Source organism: Nonomuraea aurantiaca (genome assembly GCF_020215705.1).
Lineage (GTDB): Bacteria > Actinomycetota > Actinomycetes > Streptosporangiales > Streptosporangiaceae > Nonomuraea > Nonomuraea aurantiaca.
Map to the genome: position 1 here is coordinate 133,092 of NZ_JAIWNB010000024.1, position 18,185 is coordinate 151,276.

The window sequence follows — 18,185 nt, forward strand, 5'->3', positions numbered from 1 at the left end:
AATTGTCGATTATCAGTGTGGATTTACATGCTTGCGGGCGAATTCAAGCTGTAGTGCGATTTGCGCGATCCGTTCGGACATGACCAGAGAGCCGCGGATGGCGTCGTAGGCGTACACCTCGTGCTCCCGGCCGTGCTCGGCCAGCTTCGCCACGTACTTCTCGATCTGCCGCAGCGGGCAGCGGCTGTCGTTCTCGCCGGCCAGGATCAGCACCGGGCTCTCCACCCGGTCCACGTACGTGATCGGGGAGCTGGCCGCATAGCGCTCGGGCTGCTCGTCGGGCGATCCGCCCAGCAGCGCGCGGTGGTAGGCGCGCAGGCTCTCGGCCTCGTCCTCGTAGGAGGTCTCGTGGCAGGCGATCGGCACCGCGGCGATGCCGGCCGTCCACAGCTCGGGCTGGGTGCCGAGGCCGAGCAGCGTGAGGTAGCCGCCCCAGGCGGTGCCCGTCAGCAGCATCCTGGCGGGGTCGGCGATGCCGCGTTCCACGACATGCTCGCGTACGGCGGCGACGTCGGCCAGTTCGATGTGGCCGATGTCGCTGTGGAGCGCGTCGCGCCAGGCCGAGCCGTAGCCGGTCGAACCGCGGTAGTTGACCCGCACCACCGCGAAGCCGGCGTCCACCCAGGCCGCCACCTCGGGGGAGAAGGCGTCGCGGTCGTGCGTCGTCGGGCCGCCGTGCAGCAGGAAGACGGTCGGGAACGGCGCGGCGCCGGACTCGGGACGGGAGACCAGCGCGTGGATCCTGCCGCCGGGGCCGGGCACGTCGAGGTCCTCGACGGGGACGCTCGGCGGCGCCGAGGGGCCGCTGGAGTTGAGCACGACCTGGCCGTTGCTGGAGCGGATCATCGGTGGCCGGGAGGCGCTGGACCAGGAGTATTCGACGTTGCCGCCGGGGCGCGGGGCCGCGGCGTCGATCACGCCGTGGGGCGTCTCGAGCAGGGTCAGCCCGCCGCCCGCGAGGTCGTAGCGGTGCAGGTAGCTGCGGGCGCGGTTGTCGCGGAGGATCAGCAGGCCGCGGCCGTCGTCGTACCAGCTGGCGGTCAGCTCGCCGGAGTCCTTCATCCAGATCTCGCGCTGCTCGTCGGTCACCGGGTCCCAGACCAGGGGCGCCTGACGCTGGCGGCGCTCGTGCAGGGCGAGCATGCGGCGGTCACCCGGCACCGGGGCGAACTTGAGGCCGATCACGCCCTTGTCGGGGCCGTCGTAGAGCTCGCCGACGACGTCGCCGTTCTGGCGTACGACGCGGAGCGCCGGATGACGGAAGTCGCCATACTCGGCATGATTTATCGCGATAAGTGAGCCGTCGAGGGACATGTCGGCGACCCAGGCCGCCTCGGCGTGCTCGTACAGCAGACGGGACGGTTCGCCGGGCTTCACCAAATGGATCCTGAAGGAACCCTCGCTGGCCAGGCTGATCGCCGCGTGGCCGGCCATGGACAGGGCGATGCCGCCCGGCTGGCCGGGCTCGAGGTCGGGAGCGACCTGCTCGTCGGGGCCGCCGTTGAACGGCTGGCGCCACCACAGGCCGAACTCGTCGCCCTCGGTGTCGGCGAACCAGTAGATCCACCGGCCGGTGGGGTCGATCGCGGCGTGGGCCGTGCCCTTGGGGCGGTCGGTCACCTGGCGGTTGGCGCCGCTGGCGCGGTCCCAGGCGTAGACCTCCCAGGTGCCGGTGGCGTTGGAGCGATAGATCGAGCGGTTCGGGGCCAGCCGTGCCCAGGAGGGCAACGTCATGCGCGACGCTCGGAACCTGGCCTGCCAGCGTTCCTCGGCCTTCATCCGGCGCGCCCCCCTTCCCTCTCGCCCCGCCTCCGGGCGTGGGTTGCCGTCCAGTATTGCGCTTGTCTCGCGGAAATACTCCGGGAATGTGGGGGAATTTCGGACTAAATGCCCCATCATTAACATGAGTCCCAGAGGCCCGTCAAGGAACAGCCCTTGATCGCGGTGGGGCCTCGAAGATAGACAGGTGGAACGCGGCCTTGGCCGCCACTTTTTCCCGCTTTTTCACGGCATCCCGTGACAGATAGCTGGAAATCCGCTCGGCCAGCTCGGTCGGCTCCGTGTGCCACGCGCTCGGTCCCATCCCCACCACGCCGGCGACCTCGTCAGGGCTCAGCTCCAGACCGAACTCGACCGTCCGCCGCTCGGTCTCCTCGAAGCCTTCCAGGCTCCTGGCCAGCCGGCGCTCCTTCTCCTCGTCGACGGAGAGCAGCCCCAGCTCCTCGACGAGCGGGCTCAGATGCGCCTGAGCGGGTGTCACGACGACCACCACGCCGCCGGGCCGCAGAATGCGCCGGAACTCGGGACCGTTCCGCGGCGCGAACACGTCGATCACCACGTCGGCCACCCCGTCCTTGATGGGCAACGGCCGCCACACGTCGGCCACGAAGGCCCCCGCCCTCGGATGCGCCCGAGCGGCACGCCGCACGGCGTGCTTGGAAACGTCGAATGCCATCCCGATGCCACGGTCCACCGCTCCCAGCACCGTCGCCAGGTAGTAACCGGTCCCGGCTCCGGCATCGACGATCACTGGCTCCGGTGCGTGCTCGGCGTCCTGCCGCGCCGTCCCTGCTCCACGAGCCACTGCGGCACTACGGTACGCCTTCTCGGCCGCCGCGTCCGGCAGTGCCGAGAACCTATCCCTACGGAAAGCATCGTCTTCCCGGCCATTGGCGCCGACCATCCTCAACCGCACACTCTCGGCGAGCGCGTCGGCGAGCGGAGCGTAGTGTCCGGCTCCCAGGAACTCGGCCCGCGCCGCCACCATCGCCGCGCTGTCCGCCGTTCCCGGCGTCCGCGAGCCGACCAGCAGGCTCACGTAGCCCTGCTTGGCCACGTCGTACGCATGGCCCTCGGCGCAGCGGAGCGTGTCACCCGCCGACCACATCTCACGGGCACAGACGGGGCAGGCCAGGTATTTGATGATGTCAGCAAGCATGCGCCCATTGTCATGGCCCGCCGGCACCTCACGCGCCAGGGGGTCAGGCGCCGGCCTCGAGCAGGAAGGCCGCGTTGGAGGGTGTCTCGCGGAGCTTGCCGACCAGCAGCTCCAGCCCCTGCTGCCGGTCCAGCGCGCCGAGCATCCGGCGGAGCTTCCAGACCACCTGCCGCTCGCCGGCCGGCAGCAGGATCTCCTCGCGGCGGGTGCCGGAGATGCCCAGGTCGACCGCGGGGAAGAGGCGTCGTTCGGCCAGGTCGCGGGCCAGGTGCACCTCCATGTTCCCGGTGCCCTTGAACTCCTCGTACAGGCTGTTGTCCATGCGCGACCCGGTGTCCACCAGCACGGTGGCCAGGATCGTCAGGGAGCCGCCGCCCTCCACGTTGCGCGCGGAGCCGAAGAAGCGCTTCGGCGGGTAGAGCGCGGTGGCGTCGATGCCGCCGGTGAGCACCCGGCCGCCGCCGGGGGCCAGATTGTTGTACGCGCGCCCGAGCCGCGTCAGGGAGTCGAGCAGCACCACGACGTCCTCGCCGTTCTCCACGAGGCGCTTGGCGCGTTCGATGGCCAGCTCGGCGACGGCGGTGTGGTCGCGGTCGGGGTGGTCGAAGGTCGAGTAGAAGACCTCGCCGTGGATGGAGGCGCGCATCTCCGTGACCTCTTCCGGCCGCTCGCCGACGAGCAGGACCATGAGGTGCGTCTCCGGATGGTTGCGCGCGATGGCCGCCGCGAGCGCCTGCAGGACCATGGTCTTGCCGGCCTTGGGCGGGGCCACGATGAGCCCGCGCTGGCCCTTGCCGATGGGCGCGAACAGGTCGATGACGCGGGTGCTGAGCGACTCGGTCTCGATGCGCAGGCGTTCGGTGGGATGGATGGGGGTCAGGTCCGCGAAGTGCGGGCGGTGCCGCCAGTCGGCGGTGCCGTTGACGGACTCGACCTCGATCGGTTTGCCGCCCGCGACGGTGGCGACGACGTGGTCGCCGGGGCGCAGGCCGAGCTGCTTGACCCGCTCGGGCGGCACGCGGACGTCATCGGGGCCGGGCAGGTGTCCGGCGCGGATGAAGGCGCCCTTCTCCCGTATGTCGAGCAGGCCGCTGACCTGCCGAACGGGCGCACCGGCGCGCGGTTTGGGAATGGTTTGAACAGACATGATGAACCCTCCTCGAGGGCATCGCCGAAGAAAGCCGGCGAGTGTGAAGAATGAGCCGGGCCCGGCAACACCGGGGCGGGCTGTGGGGGAAGTGGCGGAGCGAGAAGCTCAACGCCGCTGGCAACGTATCACACGTTCCGGCCCATACAACACCTAGCCCGCTTGGGCTATTCCCGGGGGGTTCTCGCCGCTTCCGCCTCGCCGCCGGGGATACGGCGAAACAATGTTCTTCTCAGTGCCGGAATGCTGCGAATTACCCGCAGCAGGTGTGCACGACGACACAGATCGCCCATCAATGCACCGGCAACCTGTCAAGTGAGATGCAGGGCCGCTGCAATCCGATGAGGCTTTCATAGAACCACGAACTCCTTGGGGGATCACCATGAAGACCAGCACCCTTTGCCCGCGGTGTCACAACGAGCTCGACGAGGGCCCGATCATGTACCGGTGCGCCCACTGCAGCCGCGCCGTCTACGCCGCCGACCTCGAGAACGAGTACGTTCCGCGCCAGCGCGTGGCCGCCTAATCTGGGCGAATGCCGCATCAACCGCGCACGATCTCCGGCGTCGAAGTGACGCCTCTCTGCGACGCCGTGGGTCCCATGGGCCCGGCGATCCGCCGCCCGCTCACCGAGATGTTCCCGGGGGGAGGGCTCGCGGACGAGCCGTGGATCCTGCACTTCCACTGTTACCTGCTACGTGACCGGGCGGGCCGGGTCACCCTCGTGGACACCGGCATCGGTGCCGCGGACTCACCGGCGTCGAGCTGGGCGCCGGTGCCGGGGACGCTGCCCGGTGAGCTGGCCGCCGCCGGGGTCGAGCCGGCCGACGTCGACACCGTGATCCTCACCCACCTGCACAGCGACCACGCCAGTGGCGCGGTCGCGGACGGCCGGCCGCTGTTCGAGAACGCCAGGTACGTTCTCCAGCAGGCCGAGGTCGACGCGGCCCACGGCGCGATGCTCGACCAGATCGTCACCCCGATCAAGGGCCAGTTGCAGGTGGTCGACGGCGACGCCCAGGTCGCGCCGGGCGTACGCGTCCAGCTCGCCCCGGGACACACCCCCGGCCACCAGATCGTCCGGCTGGGCGAGCTGGCCATGACCGGCGATCTGGTGTTGCACCCGGCGCAGCTGGCCGACCCCACCGTGCGTTACGTTTACGACGACGACCAGGCGGCGGCGGCCGCCACCCGCGCCGAGGTGCTCGGCGCGCTGCGGGCCGAGCGCGCGATCCTGGCCACCGCCCACTTCAGCGACCCGTTCCTGAACCTCGGCGAGCTGGAGTCCCGCTAGGCGAGTCCTCGGGCGGGCACGGGCCGGTCCTCAGGCGAGCACGAGCCGGTCCTTAAGCGGGTACGGGCTGGTCGGCCAGCAGGTCGGCGGGGAGGCTGACGAGGGCGGTGAGCCCCCCGTACGGCGAGACGTCGAGCGTGACCTTGATCCCGTTCCTGGCCGCCAGCCTGGCCACCACGAACAGCCCCAGCTGGTCACTCTGCGCCAGGTCGAACTCCGGCATCTCGGCCAGCCGCGTGTTGAGCTCGTCGAGCTCGGCCCTGGTCAGGCCGAGACCGCGGTCCTCGATCTCGACGATCACCCCGTGCGGGGTGATCGTGGTCCGCAGGTCCACCCGGGTCTGCGGCGGCGAGAAGAGGGTGGCGTTCTCGATCAGCTCGGCCATCAGGTGGGCGACGTCGGTGACCGCCGCGCCGACCAGGGAGACGGGCGGCGGCTGCAGCACCTCGACCCGCGGATACTCCTCGACCTCGGCCACGGCAGCGCGCAGCACGTCATGGATCGGCACCGGGTTGCGCCAGCCACGGCCGGGCGCCTGGTCGGACAGGATGATGAGGCTCTCCGCATGCCTGCGCATGCGGGTGGTGAGGTGGTCGAGCTTGAACAGGTCGCCGAGCGTCTCGGGCTCCTCGGCACCGCGTTCCATGCTGTCAAGCTGCAGCAGCTGTCGGTGGAGCAGCGTCTGGTTGCGCCTGGCCAGGTTGACGAAGACCTGGCTGACGCCGTGACGGAGCCTGGCCTGGCTCAGCGCCGCCGTCACGGCCGTGGCCTGCACGTTGTTGAACGCCTGCACGATGTCGAGCACCTCGCTGGTGTCCGTCTTCACCTCCAGCGGGGGCAGCTCGTCGGGCGTCGGCGCGCCGACGTTCGTACGCAGCCGCTTGACCAGCGCTACCAGGCGTACCTCGGCCAGTTCGGTGGCGGCGTCGCGGAGCCCGGCGAGCTCGCGTACCAGGCGGCCGCGGAAGCGGAGTGACAGCAGGATGGAGGCGATGACCGCGAGCAGGCCGACGCCGCCCGCCACACCGATCTTGATCAGCACGTTGACGGCCGAGGGCGTGACGCGCTGCGTGATCCCCCGTACGGCCTGGCGCTGGTTGCGCTCGACGACCGTCCACAGGTTGTTCGCGTCGACGGGCCAGGTGGCCGCCGCCGCGGGCAGGCCGTTCGTGGTGGCCTGGCCCATGATGGCGTCCTCGGCGCGCATGAACTCGCGGTAGGCGGGCGAGGAGACCAGCTGCTCGTACGGCCCGCGCAGCCCGGAGTCGAGGTGCGACAGCGCTTGGGTGTAGAGCAGGCGCCTGGTGGCGACCATGCCGGTGAACTCCCGGCGCTCAAGGGTGGTCGCCTTGCCCCTGTCCAGGACCACGGCGATGATCGCCCGCTCTCTCGACAGCAGGTCCTTGGCCTCGCCCAGCATGGTGACGGCGCGTGCCTGCCGGTAGAGCGTCATGTCCGGCATGAGGATCATCGCGTCGTACATGCGGAAGGAGGCGTCGGCGATCTGGCTGTAGCCGTCGATCACGTCGAGCGGGGCGGGGTTCCCGTTGTCGACCTGGCGCCGGATCGCGGGCAGCTGGTCGAGCCGGTCGTACAGGGCCCTGAGCTGCATGGCCATCCCGGACGAGATGGCCTGCTGGTCGCCGGCCAGCTTGCGGAAGTCCGCGACGGTCTTGTCCGTCCGGGCGCGCTGCCTGGCCAGCTGGGCGGCGCCGCGCTTGGTCGTCAGGAACTCGATGGAGGCCAGCCGCTCGTTCTGGAGCTCGACGTTGATCTGCTCGGACGGGTCGGCCAGGTTCGTCACCAGATCGTTGATCTCCAGCAGGCGCAGGCCGTCGCCGCCGGTCAGCGTCGCCGCGAAGGCCCACAGGCCGACCAATGACGTGAGCGGGACGATCAGCAGGATGAGGAGCTTGATGGCGATGGGACGGCCACGCGTGGGGGGCATGCGACCTCCGGAGGCATGATGAGATCGCCTCGCAGAGTACACCCCCTTTTAGCGGGATTTCTGGCGACGGCTCGGCGCGAGGGCCCTGACGCCCCCGCGCCTGCCGCGTTCAGGGCTACCGCCGCCTGGTGTTCTCGACGCCACCGGCCACGAGCCGGTCGGTCGACTCGGGCTCGTACCCGTGCTCGGGCTGCCGTGCGTGCTCGGGCCGGCGGGCGTGCTCGGGCGCGCGCAGTTGCTCGGGCACGCGCAGGTTCTGCGTCTCGCCCATGTTCTCCGCCTCGCGCACGTGCTCAGGCTCGTGCACGTGCTCAGGCTCGTGCGTGGCGGCCTGCTCGTGTTGCAGCTTGCGCTCCAGCTCGCGCTTCTCCTCTTCGAGCCGGGCCACCCGGCTGGAGGCCTCGGCGCGCGCGACGCGCTTCTGGCGGCGACGCTTGGCCGACCGGCGGGAACCGGAGCTGATCATCGCGATGCCCAGCAGCAGCACGGCCGCGGTCACGGCACCGGCGATGAACATGCCGAACGAGTTGAATTCGAACGTGTAGCCGAACAGAATGTACCTGGAGGTCTCCTCGGCGGCGACCAAGGCGATGGCGCCACCGGCGAGCAGGACCAGGAGTAGACCCAGCAAGATCATTTCAGCTCACTCCCTGTCGTCAGAGCGAGTCCCTACTGCCCCGGCTCGGGCGGAGTATGCCGCGTCATCGCCGATCCGGCTGGGGTTCCCGGTCATGATGGAGATCATGAGACCTGAGCCCGGCCAAGTGCTGCACTTCTCCGAGGACCCGACGATCGATCTGTTCGTGCCGCACGTGGCGCCGACCTCCGCCCTGTGCGAGCCGTACGTCTGGGCGGTCGGCTTCGAGCGCTGTCCCGACTACTGGTTCCCGCGGGCCTGCCCGCGGGCGATGGCCTGGAAAACAGCCGGCACCACCGCGGCCGACGCCGACCGGATCATCGGCGCTGGCTGCGGCGACCGGGTGCACGCCATCGAGTACGGCTGGCTCAAGGCGCTCATGGACGTCGGTCTCTACGCCTACCGGCTGCCCGCCGGCCCCTTCCGCGCCATCGGCGACGACGAACACGCGCTCGTGGCCGAGGTGCCGGTGAAGCCGCTCGGCCCGGCGGAGCCGGTGCCGGACCTCTTGGAGCTGCACGAGGAGGCCGGGATCCAGCTGCGCGTGCTGGACAACCTCTGGCCGTTCTGGAACGAGGTGACGGCCAGCACACTGGGCTTCAGCGGGATACGGCTGCGGAACGCTCGTCGATGAGCGCGGCCAGCTCGGCGGCCGACATCGAGCCGGGCGGCAGCTTCTCGCGCGCGTGGCGGTTGGCCTCGCGCTGGAGCACCTCGTTGGCCGGGGTCGGGATCCCATACTCGCGGCCGAGCAGCACGATCTCGCCGTTGAGGTAGTCGGCCTCGATCGAGCCGCTCGACCTGGCCAGGCTCTGCCAGGAGGAGCCGCCGCCGCGTTCGATGCCGTCGATCGGCCGGACGTCCACCTTGTTGCCGCGCACCTCCGCCTGCTCGCTCGGCGTGGCGTAGGGGATGCCCGCCTCCTCCAGCACGGCCATGCCCTCGGCCCTGGCCTGCTCGGTCAGCGCCTCGCCGCCGGAACCGCTCCGGCAGACCGCGTCGACGGCGTTGTTGAGGTTGCCGAGCAGCTTGGCGTACTTCCAGCGCATGACGTCGGGCGCGTCGAGCCCGTACATCCCGCTCTTGTTGAGGTCAGTGACGAGCTGCCGGGAGATTTCATCCACACCCTGTGGATAACGTCCGACATGCAGCATGCCCGAGTACGGGTGGCCGAAGGCCGCGACCGTTCCGGGCTCCAAGTGTGAGGCGGGCAGCCACACGCACATGCCGTAAACCTTCTCGAACCTCCGCAGGACGGCCCGCTCGTTGTCGACGCCGTTCTGGGCGCACACCACCGGCAGGTGCCTGGGCCACGGGTCGAGCGCGCTGATCGTGTCCTGCGACTTGGTCGCCACGATCAGCACGTCGTCGTCGCGCGTCGGCACGGGACCGTCGGCCACGGGCACGTCCAGGGTCTCGGTGGACTCGGGCGTGATCAGGCGCAGCCCGCCGCTCTTCAGCGCCTCATAGTGGGCGCCGCGCGCGACCAGCACGACCTCGTGCCCGCCCTGGAACAACCGTGCCCCGATAGTGCCGCCAACTGCTCCTGCTCCGATGACTATGTAGCGCATGATCCGAGAATGTCACCGTTCACTCGGCGAGCGCCACCTGGGCCTGCGGAGACATCGCCCCCCGGGTGCGCTCCCGGAAAATCGTCTTCAGTACGCGCCAGCCGTCGCGTACGGCGTGCAGGTTGCTCTCGCCGTGAATGCGGGAGTGCTCGTGGCTGGGCACCTCGCTGATGCGGAGTCCGGCCTGGGCGGCTCGGACGTTCATCAGCGTCTCGATCTCGAAACCGTCGCAGTCCAGCGCCATCGCGTCCAGGTGGCGGGCCCAGAACGCGTTGTAGCCGTAGCACAGGTCGGTGTAGCGCGTGCCGTACAGGAGGTTCGTCAGGCCCGTGAGGACCTTGTTGCCGAGCGAGCGCAGCAGGCTGATGTCGTCGGAGCCGCCGCCGGGGGCGTACCTGGAGCCCTTGGCGAAATCGGCGCCGTCAACCAGTGCGCTGACGAAGGAGAAGATCTCTCCGCCGTCGGTCGATCCATCGGCGTCGATCATGACGATGATGTCGCCGCGTGCCGCCGCGAATCCCTCAATGAGGGCGTTGCCCTTGCCGCGTCCCGACTGCGCCACCACGCGCAGGTCGGGCCGGAGCCGCCGGGCCACGGCTACCGTGTTGTCGGTCGAGTTGCCGTCGACAAGGACCACCTCGTCGATCCAGGTAGGCAGCGTCGCGAAGACGTGGGGGAGATTGCCGGCCTCGTTCATCGCAGGAACGACTACAGTGACGCTCACGGCGAAGGGCTTGTTCATGCCCCGAAGGTGCGCTGGCCCGCATGCAAGCCGCTTAACAGCTTCTTGCATCGATCGCGGATACACGTATATGTCCGCATATATAGTCCCGGATATTTGGCCGGCTGCGCGCTCAGCAGGGGGGCCCGGATATTCAGCGCAGCAACGGAAGCCGTCCGGTGTGGCGCTCCACCACCACGCGCGGCCCGAGCAGGCTGACCGCGTAGTAGGGCGGGTCCTCGGTGCGAGCGAGCTCGGCCAGGTACTCGTCGTAGACGTTCGTCCGCTGGGCGATGGCCGCCATGTCGGTGACGACCAGCTCGGGCTCGGCGGCGGCCTCGGCCCGCACCCGGCTGACGACCGGGGCGGGCGCGGCCAGCACCGTGCAGCCGATCCACGGCAGCCCGGCATGCGCGTGACCGCCGGCGTCGGTGCCGCCCGATCCGAGGATCGCGGGCACCGTACGGCCTACGGAGGCGGCGAGGCAGGCGGCGGCGTTCGCCTGGAGGCCGCGGGGCAGGTCGCGGTCCATCACCATCACCCATTTCACCGGAAGCTCCCGGGTGGGCAGGTCGCTACGGTGGTCGAGGCTGTCGATCCAGTCTGCGAGCGCGGTCATCCTTCTCTCCTTCTCCGAACTTGTGAGCAGAGATTGCACTTTTCCCTGCCGGATCAACAACTCGACGGGGCACTTTCCGAAGAAAATTCGGAGATTCGTGGCAAGATGCGGGTGTGGACGAACTTGATACGGCCATCGTCGTCGAGTTGCAGCGCGACGGCCGCCAGACCAACCGCGAGCTCGCCGAACGGATCGGCATCGCGCCCTCGACCTGCCTCGAACGGGTGCGGTCGCTGCGCGGCAACGGCGTGATCGAAGGCTTCCACGCCGAGGTCAACCTGGCCGCCATCGGCCGCCCCGTGCAGGCACTCATCCACGTACGGCTGCACCCCAAGATCCGCGAGTCGGTCGAGGGGTTCCGCGACTACGTGGCCACGCTGCCGGAGACGCTGGCGATCTTCGTGGTGTCGGGCGGCGACGACTTCATCATCCAGGTGGCGGTGCGCGACACGGGCCACCTGCGCGACTTCGTGCTCGACCACGTCTCACGGCACCGCAACATCGCCGACGTGCGTACGTCGCTCGTCTACGACCACATCCGCAAGACCTCGGTCGAGGTCCTCCCACCCGAACGCCCCAGCCCACCTCGCACCGGCCGCAAGTGACCGTAGGCCGGGCGACCGTCAGGCGGCGACCCGTCAGATGGGGGCCGTCAGACGGCGGGCTCCAGGCGGACGACGGCCTCAGCGGCCCTGGCGAGGATCTCGTCGACCGTCTCGGCAGGTGTCTGGGACGAGGTGTCGAGCCAGAGTCCGAGCCGTGGCGTGTCGCGCCGGAGTGCCTCGTCCAGCTGGGTCACCGTCCAGACGCCGTAGCCCGTCTTGGCGCGCTCCGCCTCCCGCCGCTCGACCAGGGCGGCGTCAGGGGCCAGCACGACCACGTGCAGCGGACGGCTCCGGATCAGCCCGGCGAACAGCTCCAGGTCCGCGCCCAGCACCACATCCTGGACGACCGGCGTGAAGCCCTCCTGGAAGTAGAGGTCGCGGCGGCGGCGAGGCGGTAGCGCAGACGGAGCTGCCGGAGCGCCTCCTCATCGAGATCCGGTGTCATACCGACGCCCGGCCAGGACGCTGCTCACGCGCCGACCAGCTTCCGGACCTGGTCGGCGCCGACAGCCAGGAGGAGCGTGGGCAGCCGGGGGCCGGTGTCGCGGCTGATCAGTAGCCGGTACAGCAGGGCGAAGAAGGCTCGCTGCGCCGCCTTCAGCTCGGGCGTGGCCTTGGCGTCGGGCGCCAGCCCTGCTCGTACCTTGGGCACGCCGTACACCAGCGTGGTCAGCCCGTCGAGCGACCAGTGCTCGTCGAGCCCGTCGACCAGCAGTCGGAGCGAGTCGCGCTCGTCCTCGTCGAGCGCGGCGAGCAGCTCGGCGTCGGCGGACTCGCGCACGCGGGTGCGCTGGTCGGCGGGCACCTGGGTATCGATCCAGCGCTGCGCGCGGTCGAGCCTCGGCCGGGCCTCGTCGAGCGAGGTGAGCTCGCCGTCGAGGTCGCGCAGGATCCGTAGCGTCTGGTCGTCGTCGCCTGTGGTGATGTCGACGATGGAGGCCAGCGTCCGGTACGGCACCGGCCGCGGCGTGGCGGCCAGCGGGCCCTCGGCCGTGCGTACGGCCCGCTCGTAGGCGGCCAGTTCCGCAGGCTGGGCGGTCTCCGTGGCGACCTTGCGGCCCAGGCTGTCCCACTCGTCGTAGAGCCGCTGGATCTCCTGGTCGAAGGCGATCTTGAAGGACTGGGAGGGCTTGCGCCGCGCGTACAGCCAGCGCAGCACCGGTGCCTCCATGATCTCCAGCGCGTCGGCCGGAGTCGGCACGTCACCCTTGGAGCTGCTCATCTTGGCCATGCCGGTGATGCCGACGAAGGCGTACATCGGGCCGATCGGCCGCTCGCCGCCGAACACCTCGCCGACGATCTGCCCGCCGACGACCCAGGCCGAGCCGGGGGAGTGATGGTCGACGCCCGAGGGCTCGAACACCACGCCCTCGTACGCCCAGCGCATCGGCCAGTCGACCTTCCACACCAGCTTCCCGCGGTCGTGCTCGGCCAGGCGCACGGTCTCCCCGAACCCGCACTCGCACGTATAGGCCAGCTCCGTGCTGTCGTCGTCATAGGCGGTGACCGTCGTGAGATCCCGCTCGCACAGCTCGCAATAGGGCTTGTAGGGGTAGTAGTCGACCGCCTCGGTGCGGGCCATCTCCTTGGTGCGGTAGCGGGCCAGGACCGCGTTGATCCGTTCCCGCTCGCGCATGGCGAGCAGGATCTGCTCGCGGTAGGTGCCGGCGGAGTAGTGCTCGGTCTGGCTGATGCCGGTGAAGGTGACGCCGAGCTCGGCCAGCGCCTCGACCATCGGCGCCTTGAAGTGCTCGGCCCAGCTCGCGTACGGGCTGCCGGGCGGGGCGGGCACCGAGGTCAGGGGCTTGCCGATGTGGTCGGCCCAGGACGGGTCGATGCCCGCGGGCACCCTGCGGAAGCGGTCGTAGTCGTCCCACGACAGCAGGTGCACGCAGTCGCGGCCGCGGCGGCGGATCTCGTCGGCGACCAGGTGCGGAGTCATGACCTCCCGCAGGTTGCCCAGGTGGATCGGCCCGGACGGGCTCAATCCCGAGGCGCAGACGATCGGTTTCCCCGGGGCACGACGCTCCGCCTCGGAGATCACCTCATCCGCGAACCTGGAGACCCAGTCGGTCTCCGTAGTGTCAGCCATCGCGCCATTCTTGCGGCTGGCCCGCGATCAGGCCAACGGAATGCACGGGTCAGGCCAGGGTCACCGACCCGAGCGGGGTGTCGAACACCGCCCGCAACGCGATCTCCGGGCCCTCGGCGACGTCCAGCTCGACGCCCAGCGCGGCCAGGTCGCGGCGGAGCGCGCCGGGTTCCGGGTGGACCGCGCTGAAGGCGGACAGCCCCAGCTGAGGCAGCCCTGCGGGACGGGCGGTGCCGCCCCAGTCGATGAGGAACGGCACCGGCTGAACCGGCTCGGGATCGTCTCGCCTGGTGAGCCGCCACTCCAGCAGGGTGCCGTCGGGGGTGCGCCGGGACAGCGGCTCGATGTCGCCGGGGTCGTAGCCCTGCTCGCGGGCCTGCCGTACGGACTTGTCGAGGTCGGCGGAGCGCACGGCCCAGGTGATGAGCCGCGGTTCGGAGAGGGTCTCCAGGTCGAAGATGGGGCGCTGGAGGCCGGGCGCGGCTTCCGGATCGGGGCCGATGATCTCCAGGTAGGAGGTCGCGCCGAAGCCGACCAGGTAGTTGGCGGTGCCGCCGGGGTGGCGGCCTCCGACTGCCGGGGCGACCCCAGTGCGCTCTGCGAAGTCGGCGACGCCGCCCAGAAGGTCGGGCACGGCGTAGACGAGATGGTCGAGGCGGGGATCGGTCACTGGGCTGCCTCCGGTCGGCGGGGGGCTCTCGGATCGATCACTAGTGTGCCTTCCGGTCGCTGGTGGGCTCTCCTAGCGAGAGCATGAGCCGGTTCGCCCAGTTGAAGAAGGCCGCCGCGTGAATCGTGTCGCTGATCGCCAGATCGTCCAGCCCGGCGGCGCGCAGCGCCTCGATGTGCTCGGCGCCGAACTCGGACGGCGTGGCCGCGAGCGCCACCGAGGCGTCGATGACGGCCCGCCACCGCCCCTCCTGCGGCGCCGCCACACCCTCGTCGAGCAGCCGTCGTACGTCGTCGGGCCGTTTGGAGTAGTGCGCCGCGAACCGCGCGTGCACGGAGGCGCAGAAGACGCACCCGTTGCGGCGCGAGGTGGCGGTGGCGGCCAGCTCGCGCTCCGGGCGCGGCAGGCCGCCCTTGGTGTTGTAGAAGATGTCGTTGTCGGTCTTGGTCCGCGCGTGCAGGATGTCGGGGTCGCGGGCGAGCAGCCTGAAGTACGGCGAGGCGGCGCGGGACGCGTCGACCAGGGCCTCCCGGTGGGCCTCGGTCAGCTCGTGCTCGGCCGGCGGCGTCAGCCACGGTGCCCAGCCCAGCTGGTCCGTAGTGAAGCCCAGTTGGTCGGTGGTGGAGCCGGTCATGAGGTGGTCTCCTTCTGGGCGGCGCCGAGCAGCCGCAGGCCCGCGACCACCCGGATCTGGAAGCTGAGGAAGGCCACGAGCTGCGAGAGCGTCACGATGGCCGTGTCACTCCAGCCCGCGTCCGCGAGCGCCCGCAGGTCCTTGGGGCCGGCCTCGCGCGGGCGGAACACCAGCAGGTGCGCGTGCTCGAAGGCGGCGGCGAGCCGGGTCCCGAGCGCCTCGGGCTGCCGGGTTCGGTAGCGCAGCCCCTCGTCGCTCTCGGCGGCGAGTGGTCCGTCGGCGGGGTAGGTGCCATAGGGGCCGGTCGTGCTCCCGGCCTCGATCTCCAGCCGGACCGCGCCGAGCAACTCGGGAGCCAGTTCGGCGAGCCGGTCGGCGTAGAAGCGGGCGGTGCGGGGATCGCTGTGCAGGCCGGTGACGAAGGCCGCCACGGCGTCCCGCTCGACCAGCGAGACCGCGCCCGGTACGTCAGGGGTGAGCAGCGCGTCGAAGCCGCGCTGGGCGTGCTCGCGGGCGTCGGGCCGCTGCTCGCGCAGGCGATCGAGCGGGGAGTCCGGCTCGATCCCTACCAGGTGGTCGATCACATCGATCATGTGGTGCTCGTTTCGGAGGAGGTCATGCGGCGCTTGGTTGGTGTGGAGGTCATGCGGTCCCTGTCCGCGTGGAGGTCATTTCCGTCGCGGGAGCCGGGGCCCAGCCGAACGCGGGTGCGACCTCGGTCGCCAGCAGTTCGATGGAGCGCAGGATCAGCGGGTGCGGCGGGTCGACCGAGTGCACCTGCAGGACCAGGTCGGTGACCCGGTCGAGCGTGGGATCGGCCTTGAGGCTGTCGATGACGTCCTGCGGGGTGCCCACGTGAACGTCGAAGGCGGTGATGCGGTCGCGGGAGGTCTCGAAGGGCAGCCGGGCGCGGCTCAGCCCGCGTTCGGCGTACCGCAGCGCCTCGGCCCGGCTGTCGGCCACGAACGCGGTCCGCGACGCCACGATCCGGGGCGCGGTGCCCGTGGGCAGGTTCTCGTAGTAGGCGTCCACGATGGGCCGCTGGATCTCCGCCAGCGTCGCCTCGGGATGCTCCTCGGGACGTGGCTGGGTACGCGACAGCATCAGCCCGTTGCCCGCCCGGCCCGCCCTGGCGCCGCCGCTCACCGAGAACGTCGCCTCCCAGACGGCGTCGAGCAGCCGCGGCGCCGCGGGATAGAGCCGGTTGCCGCCGCCGAGGTCGCGGCCCGACCAGGCGTCGACGAGCACCGCGAGATGCTCGGCGTAGACGGCCGCGCGCCGCGCGCTCTCCGTCCCGAACGCGGTGAACGACGACGGCGTGCCGCCGCTGCCGACGCCCACTTCGAGCCGGCCGCCGGTCAGCAGGTCGAGTACGGCGGTGTCCTCGGCCACGCGTACCGGATGTTCGAGCGGCAGCGTGATGATGCCGGTGCCGAGCCTGATCCGGCTGGTGCGCGCCGCGACGTGGGCGAGGAAGATCAGCGGTGCGGGCAGCCCGCCCTCCGCGCCGTCGAAGTGGTGCTGCGCCACCCACGCCGTGTCGAACCCGAAAGACTCCGCGTGCCCGATCTGCTCGGCGGCCAGCCGGTAGCGCTCATCCGCGGGCACCTCGTTGAGCAGCCGGCTGAAGAATCCCAGCCTCATCGCACCGGCTCCGGGATCGCGGCCAGGAGCTCGCGGGTGTAGTCATGCCGTGGGTCGGTGAAGACCCGTTGAGTGGTTCCGAATTCCACTATGCGTCCCTTGTTCATGACGGAAACGGTGTGTGAGATCTGGCGCACCACCGCGAGGTCGTGCGAGATGAACAGATAAGTCAGCCCCAAATCACGCTGGAGCTCTTCGAGCAGGTCCAGGATCTGCGCCTGTACGGTCACGTCGAGCGCGGAGACCGCCTCGTCGAGTACCACGACCCCCGGATCGACGGCCAGCGCGCGGGCGATGGCCACGCGCTGCCGCTGGCCGCCGGACAGCTCGCGTGGTCTGCGGTCGAGCAGGCTCTCGGGGAGCGCCACACGTTCCATCAGATCACGCACCCTGCGGCGGCGGGCGGCACGGTCCCCGAGCCGGAAGTTGCGCAGCGGCTCCTCCACGATCGCGGCGATGGACTGCCGGGGGTCGAGCGAGCTGTAGGGGTTCTGGTAGACGAGCTGCACGTGGCGCCGGAAGTCGCGCGCCGCCCTCCCACCGGCAACCGCCCCCGCTCCGGCGACCGTCCCCACTCCGGCGGCTGTCCCCGGTGCGGCGACCGTCCCCGCTCCGGCGATCGTCACGGTGCCGGAGGTGGGTTCGGCGAAGCGTACGACCATGCGGGCCGTGGTCGTCTTGCCCGATCCGGACTCGCCCACGAGGGCGTGCGTGGTGCCTGGGCGTACCTCGAAGGACACCCCGTCGACGGCGCGGAACGGCCGTCTCCCGACGCGGAACTCCTTGACCAGGTTGTGGACCACGATCGCGGGCTCCGCCGTGGGCTCCTCCGGGGTCTGTTCCACCGCACGGAACTCGCGCACCGACAGCGCGGGCGCGTCGCGCAGCAGTTGCCCGGTATAGGCGGCCCGCGGATCCGAGAGGACCTGGCCCGACGGGCCCTGCTCCTCGATCCGGCCGTCCTTCATGACGATCAGGCGGTCCGAGCGGTTCGCGGCGATGCCCAGGTCGTGGGTGACCAGCAGCACCGCCGTGCCGAACTCGGCGCGCAGGTCGTCGATGAGGTCCAGGATGCGCCGCTGCACGGTGACGTCCAGCGCGCTGGTCGGCTCGTCGGCGATGACGAGCCGCGGTTCCAGGGCGATCGCGATGGCGATGAGGACCCGCTGGCGCATCCCGCCGGACAGCTCGTGCGGGTACTGGCGGGCGCGTGTCTCCGGGTCCGGCAGGCCGACGCGAGTGAGCAGGTTCACGACGCGGCGGGAGATCGTACGACGGTCGCCGCGTTTGTGGATGCGCAGGACCTCGCCGATCTGGGCGCCGACGGTCTTGACCGGGTTCAGTGAGTTGGACGGGTCCTGCGGGATGAGGCCGATCTGGGCGCCCCTGATCGACTCCATCCGGCGGGTGGACCAGGTGGCCAGGTCGGAGTCGCCGAGCAGGATCCGGCCGCCGTCGAGGGTGGCGTTCGGGGGCAGGAGGCCGATGATCGAGTGGGCGGTGGTCGTCTTGCCGGAGCCGGACTCGCCGACCACCGCGACCACCTCGCCGGGCTCGACCGTGAAGGAGATCCCCTGGACCGCCGGCCGGGCGTCGTAGGAGACCGCGAGGTCGCGTACGTCCAGGAGACTCATCGCTTGGGCCCTCCGATCGAGCGGCTCATGT

At 70.4% G+C, this 18,185-nt stretch carries 19 protein-coding genes; 4 read left to right on the forward strand and 15 right to left on the reverse strand.

Annotated elements, in window-relative coordinates; translation table 11 throughout:
* Window positions 1–12 precede the first annotated feature (12 nt).
* From LDL49_RS41495 to rho, 3 genes are all read right to left on the reverse strand, one after another.
* On the reverse strand, window positions 13–1,779 hold the full coding sequence (locus tag LDL49_RS41495) for a S9 family peptidase (protein ID WP_225300105.1): 1,767 nt from the start codon (window positions 1,777–1,779) through the stop codon (window positions 13–15).
* A gap of 142 nt (window positions 1,780–1,921) precedes the next feature.
* Entirely contained in the window at window positions 1,922–2,938 is a 1,017-nt protein-coding gene (locus LDL49_RS41500) for a putative RNA methyltransferase (protein ID WP_225300107.1), read from the reverse strand.
* 43 nt (window positions 2,939–2,981) lie between these two features.
* Window positions 2,982–4,085 (reverse strand): transcription termination factor Rho, encoded by a 1,104-nt coding sequence (rho, locus tag LDL49_RS41505; RefSeq protein WP_308016258.1) that lies wholly within the window; start codon window positions 4,083–4,085, stop codon window positions 2,982–2,984.
* A 382-nt stretch (window positions 4,086–4,467) separates the two neighbouring features.
* On the opposite strand from rho, the gene LDL49_RS41510 reads away from it, so the two are divergent.
* Both LDL49_RS41510 and LDL49_RS41515 read left to right on the forward strand, forming a co-directional pair.
* Window positions 4,468–4,611, forward strand: a complete 144-nt coding sequence (locus tag LDL49_RS41510; RefSeq protein WP_225300108.1) for a hypothetical protein — start codon at window positions 4,468–4,470, stop codon at window positions 4,609–4,611.
* A 9-nt stretch (window positions 4,612–4,620) separates the two neighbouring features.
* On the forward strand, window positions 4,621–5,379 hold the full coding sequence (locus LDL49_RS41515; RefSeq protein ID WP_225300109.1) for an MBL fold metallo-hydrolase: 759 nt from the start codon (window positions 4,621–4,623) through the stop codon (window positions 5,377–5,379).
* A gap of 52 nt (window positions 5,380–5,431) precedes the next feature.
* On the opposite strand, the gene LDL49_RS41520 is transcribed toward LDL49_RS41515, so the two are convergent.
* Both LDL49_RS41520 and LDL49_RS41525 read right to left on the reverse strand, forming a co-directional pair.
* A complete protein-coding gene (locus LDL49_RS41520; protein ID WP_225300111.1) occupies window positions 5,432–7,327 on the reverse strand; it encodes a sensor histidine kinase in 1,896 nt (631 codons plus the stop codon).
* A gap of 115 nt (window positions 7,328–7,442) precedes the next feature.
* A complete protein-coding gene (locus LDL49_RS41525) occupies window positions 7,443–7,964 on the reverse strand; it encodes a hypothetical protein (RefSeq protein WP_225300113.1) in 522 nt (173 codons plus the stop codon).
* Between the two features lie 106 nt (window positions 7,965–8,070).
* On the opposite strand from LDL49_RS41525, the gene LDL49_RS41530 reads away from it, so the two are divergent.
* Complete coding sequence (locus LDL49_RS41530; protein ID WP_225300115.1) at window positions 8,071–8,598, forward strand: DUF6886 family protein; 528 nt, start codon at window positions 8,071–8,073, stop codon at window positions 8,596–8,598.
* Here LDL49_RS41530 and LDL49_RS41535 read toward each other — a convergent pair.
* The 3 genes from LDL49_RS41535 to LDL49_RS41545 form a co-directional block, all read right to left on the reverse strand.
* Window positions 8,564–9,535 carry a ketopantoate reductase family protein gene (locus LDL49_RS41535; protein ID WP_225300117.1) on the reverse strand — a complete coding sequence of 324 codons (972 nt, stop codon included), beginning with the start codon at window positions 9,533–9,535 and terminating at the stop codon, window positions 8,564–8,566. The genes LDL49_RS41530 and LDL49_RS41535 overlap by 35 nt on opposite strands.
* 19 nt (window positions 9,536–9,554) lie before the next feature.
* Window positions 9,555–10,277 (reverse strand): glycosyltransferase family 2 protein, encoded by a 723-nt coding sequence (locus LDL49_RS41540; RefSeq protein WP_225300119.1) that lies wholly within the window; start codon window positions 10,275–10,277, stop codon window positions 9,555–9,557.
* A gap of 133 nt (window positions 10,278–10,410) precedes the next feature.
* The gene (locus LDL49_RS41545; protein ID WP_225300121.1) at window positions 10,411–10,875 is read right to left on the reverse strand and encodes a DUF2000 domain-containing protein; all 465 of its coding nucleotides are present in this window, start codon (window positions 10,873–10,875) and stop codon (window positions 10,411–10,413) included.
* Window positions 10,876–10,988: 113 nt separating this feature from the next.
* On the opposite strand from LDL49_RS41545, the gene LDL49_RS58725 reads away from it, so the two are divergent.
* Window positions 10,989–11,480, forward strand: coding sequence for an Lrp/AsnC family transcriptional regulator (locus tag LDL49_RS58725; RefSeq protein ID WP_225300123.1), 492 nt, complete (start codon window positions 10,989–10,991; stop codon window positions 11,478–11,480).
* A 47-nt stretch (window positions 11,481–11,527) separates the two neighbouring features.
* Here the strand turns inward: LDL49_RS58725 and LDL49_RS41555 are convergent, their stop codons facing one another.
* The 7 genes from LDL49_RS41555 to LDL49_RS41585 all read right to left on the reverse strand — a co-directional run bounded on the left by LDL49_RS41555 (window position 11,528) and on the right by LDL49_RS41585 (window position 18,154).
* On the reverse strand, window positions 11,528–11,815 hold the full coding sequence (locus LDL49_RS41555; RefSeq protein ID WP_225300125.1) for a hypothetical protein: 288 nt from the start codon (window positions 11,813–11,815) through the stop codon (window positions 11,528–11,530).
* Window positions 11,816–11,949: 134 nt separating this feature from the next.
* Complete coding sequence (gene lysS / locus LDL49_RS41560; RefSeq protein ID WP_225300127.1) at window positions 11,950–13,572, reverse strand: lysine--tRNA ligase; 1,623 nt, start codon at window positions 13,570–13,572, stop codon at window positions 11,950–11,952.
* Between the two features lie 49 nt (window positions 13,573–13,621).
* Window positions 13,622–14,242, reverse strand: a complete 621-nt coding sequence (locus tag LDL49_RS41565) for a VOC family protein (RefSeq protein ID WP_225300129.1) — start codon at window positions 14,240–14,242, stop codon at window positions 13,622–13,624.
* Window positions 14,243–14,282: 40 nt separating this feature from the next.
* On the reverse strand, window positions 14,283–14,876 hold the full coding sequence (locus LDL49_RS41570) for an alkylhydroperoxidase domain protein (protein WP_225300132.1): 594 nt from the start codon (window positions 14,874–14,876) through the stop codon (window positions 14,283–14,285).
* The gene (locus LDL49_RS41575) at window positions 14,873–15,469 is read right to left on the reverse strand and encodes a CMD domain protein (RefSeq protein WP_225300134.1); all 597 of its coding nucleotides are present in this window, start codon (window positions 15,467–15,469) and stop codon (window positions 14,873–14,875) included. Before LDL49_RS41575 ends, LDL49_RS41570 begins: the two co-directional genes overlap by 4 nt.
* Window positions 15,470–15,518: 49 nt before the next feature.
* Window positions 15,519–16,520 carry a putative FMN-dependent luciferase-like monooxygenase gene (locus tag LDL49_RS41580; protein ID WP_225300135.1) on the reverse strand — a complete coding sequence of 334 codons (1,002 nt, stop codon included), beginning with the start codon at window positions 16,518–16,520 and terminating at the stop codon, window positions 15,519–15,521.
* On the reverse strand, window positions 16,517–18,154 hold the full coding sequence (locus LDL49_RS41585; RefSeq protein ID WP_225300138.1) for a dipeptide ABC transporter ATP-binding protein: 1,638 nt from the start codon (window positions 18,152–18,154) through the stop codon (window positions 16,517–16,519). The genes LDL49_RS41580 and LDL49_RS41585 overlap by 4 nt, the downstream gene beginning before the upstream one ends.
* Window positions 18,155–18,185: the final 31 nt, after the last annotated feature.

Bases quoted from the DNA above. Each gene is read 5' to 3' on its own strand.
- LDL49_RS41575 (WP_225300134.1), bottom strand. From the start codon at position 15,469: ATGATCGATGTGATCGACCACCTGGTAGGGATCGAGCCGGACTCCCCG.
- LDL49_RS41535 (WP_225300117.1), bottom strand. From the start codon at position 9,535: ATGCGCTACATAGTCATCGGAGCAGGAGCAGTTGGCGGCACTATCGGG.
- rho (WP_308016258.1), bottom strand. From the start codon at position 4,085: ATGTCTGTTCAAACCATTCCCAAACCGCGCGCCGGTGCGCCCGTTCGG.
- LDL49_RS41495 (WP_225300105.1), bottom strand. From the start codon at position 1,779: ATGAAGGCCGAGGAACGCTGGCAGGCCAGGTTCCGAGCGTCGCGCATG.
- LDL49_RS41570 (WP_225300132.1), bottom strand. From the start codon at position 14,876: ATGACCGGCTCCACCACCGACCAACTGGGCTTCACTACGGACCAGCTG.
- LDL49_RS41515 (WP_225300109.1), top strand. From the start codon at position 4,621: ATGCCGCATCAACCGCGCACGATCTCCGGCGTCGAAGTGACGCCTCTC.
- LDL49_RS41540 (WP_225300119.1), bottom strand. From the start codon at position 10,277: ATGAACAAGCCCTTCGCCGTGAGCGTCACTGTAGTCGTTCCTGCGATG.
- LDL49_RS41530 (WP_225300115.1), top strand. From the start codon at position 8,071: ATGAGACCTGAGCCCGGCCAAGTGCTGCACTTCTCCGAGGACCCGACG.
- LDL49_RS41510 (WP_225300108.1), top strand. From the start codon at position 4,468: ATGAAGACCAGCACCCTTTGCCCGCGGTGTCACAACGAGCTCGACGAG.
- LDL49_RS41580 (WP_225300135.1), bottom strand. From the start codon at position 16,520: ATGAGGCTGGGATTCTTCAGCCGGCTGCTCAACGAGGTGCCCGCGGAT.
- LDL49_RS41525 (WP_225300113.1), bottom strand. From the start codon at position 7,964: ATGATCTTGCTGGGTCTACTCCTGGTCCTGCTCGCCGGTGGCGCCATC.
- LDL49_RS41545 (WP_225300121.1), bottom strand. From the start codon at position 10,875: ATGACCGCGCTCGCAGACTGGATCGACAGCCTCGACCACCGTAGCGAC.
- LDL49_RS41585 (WP_225300138.1), bottom strand. From the start codon at position 18,154: ATGAGTCTCCTGGACGTACGCGACCTCGCGGTCTCCTACGACGCCCGG.
- LDL49_RS41520 (WP_225300111.1), bottom strand. From the start codon at position 7,327: ATGCCCCCCACGCGTGGCCGTCCCATCGCCATCAAGCTCCTCATCCTG.
- lysS (WP_225300127.1), bottom strand. From the start codon at position 13,572: ATGGCTGACACTACGGAGACCGACTGGGTCTCCAGGTTCGCGGATGAG.
- LDL49_RS41500 (WP_225300107.1), bottom strand. From the start codon at position 2,938: ATGCTTGCTGACATCATCAAATACCTGGCCTGCCCCGTCTGTGCCCGT.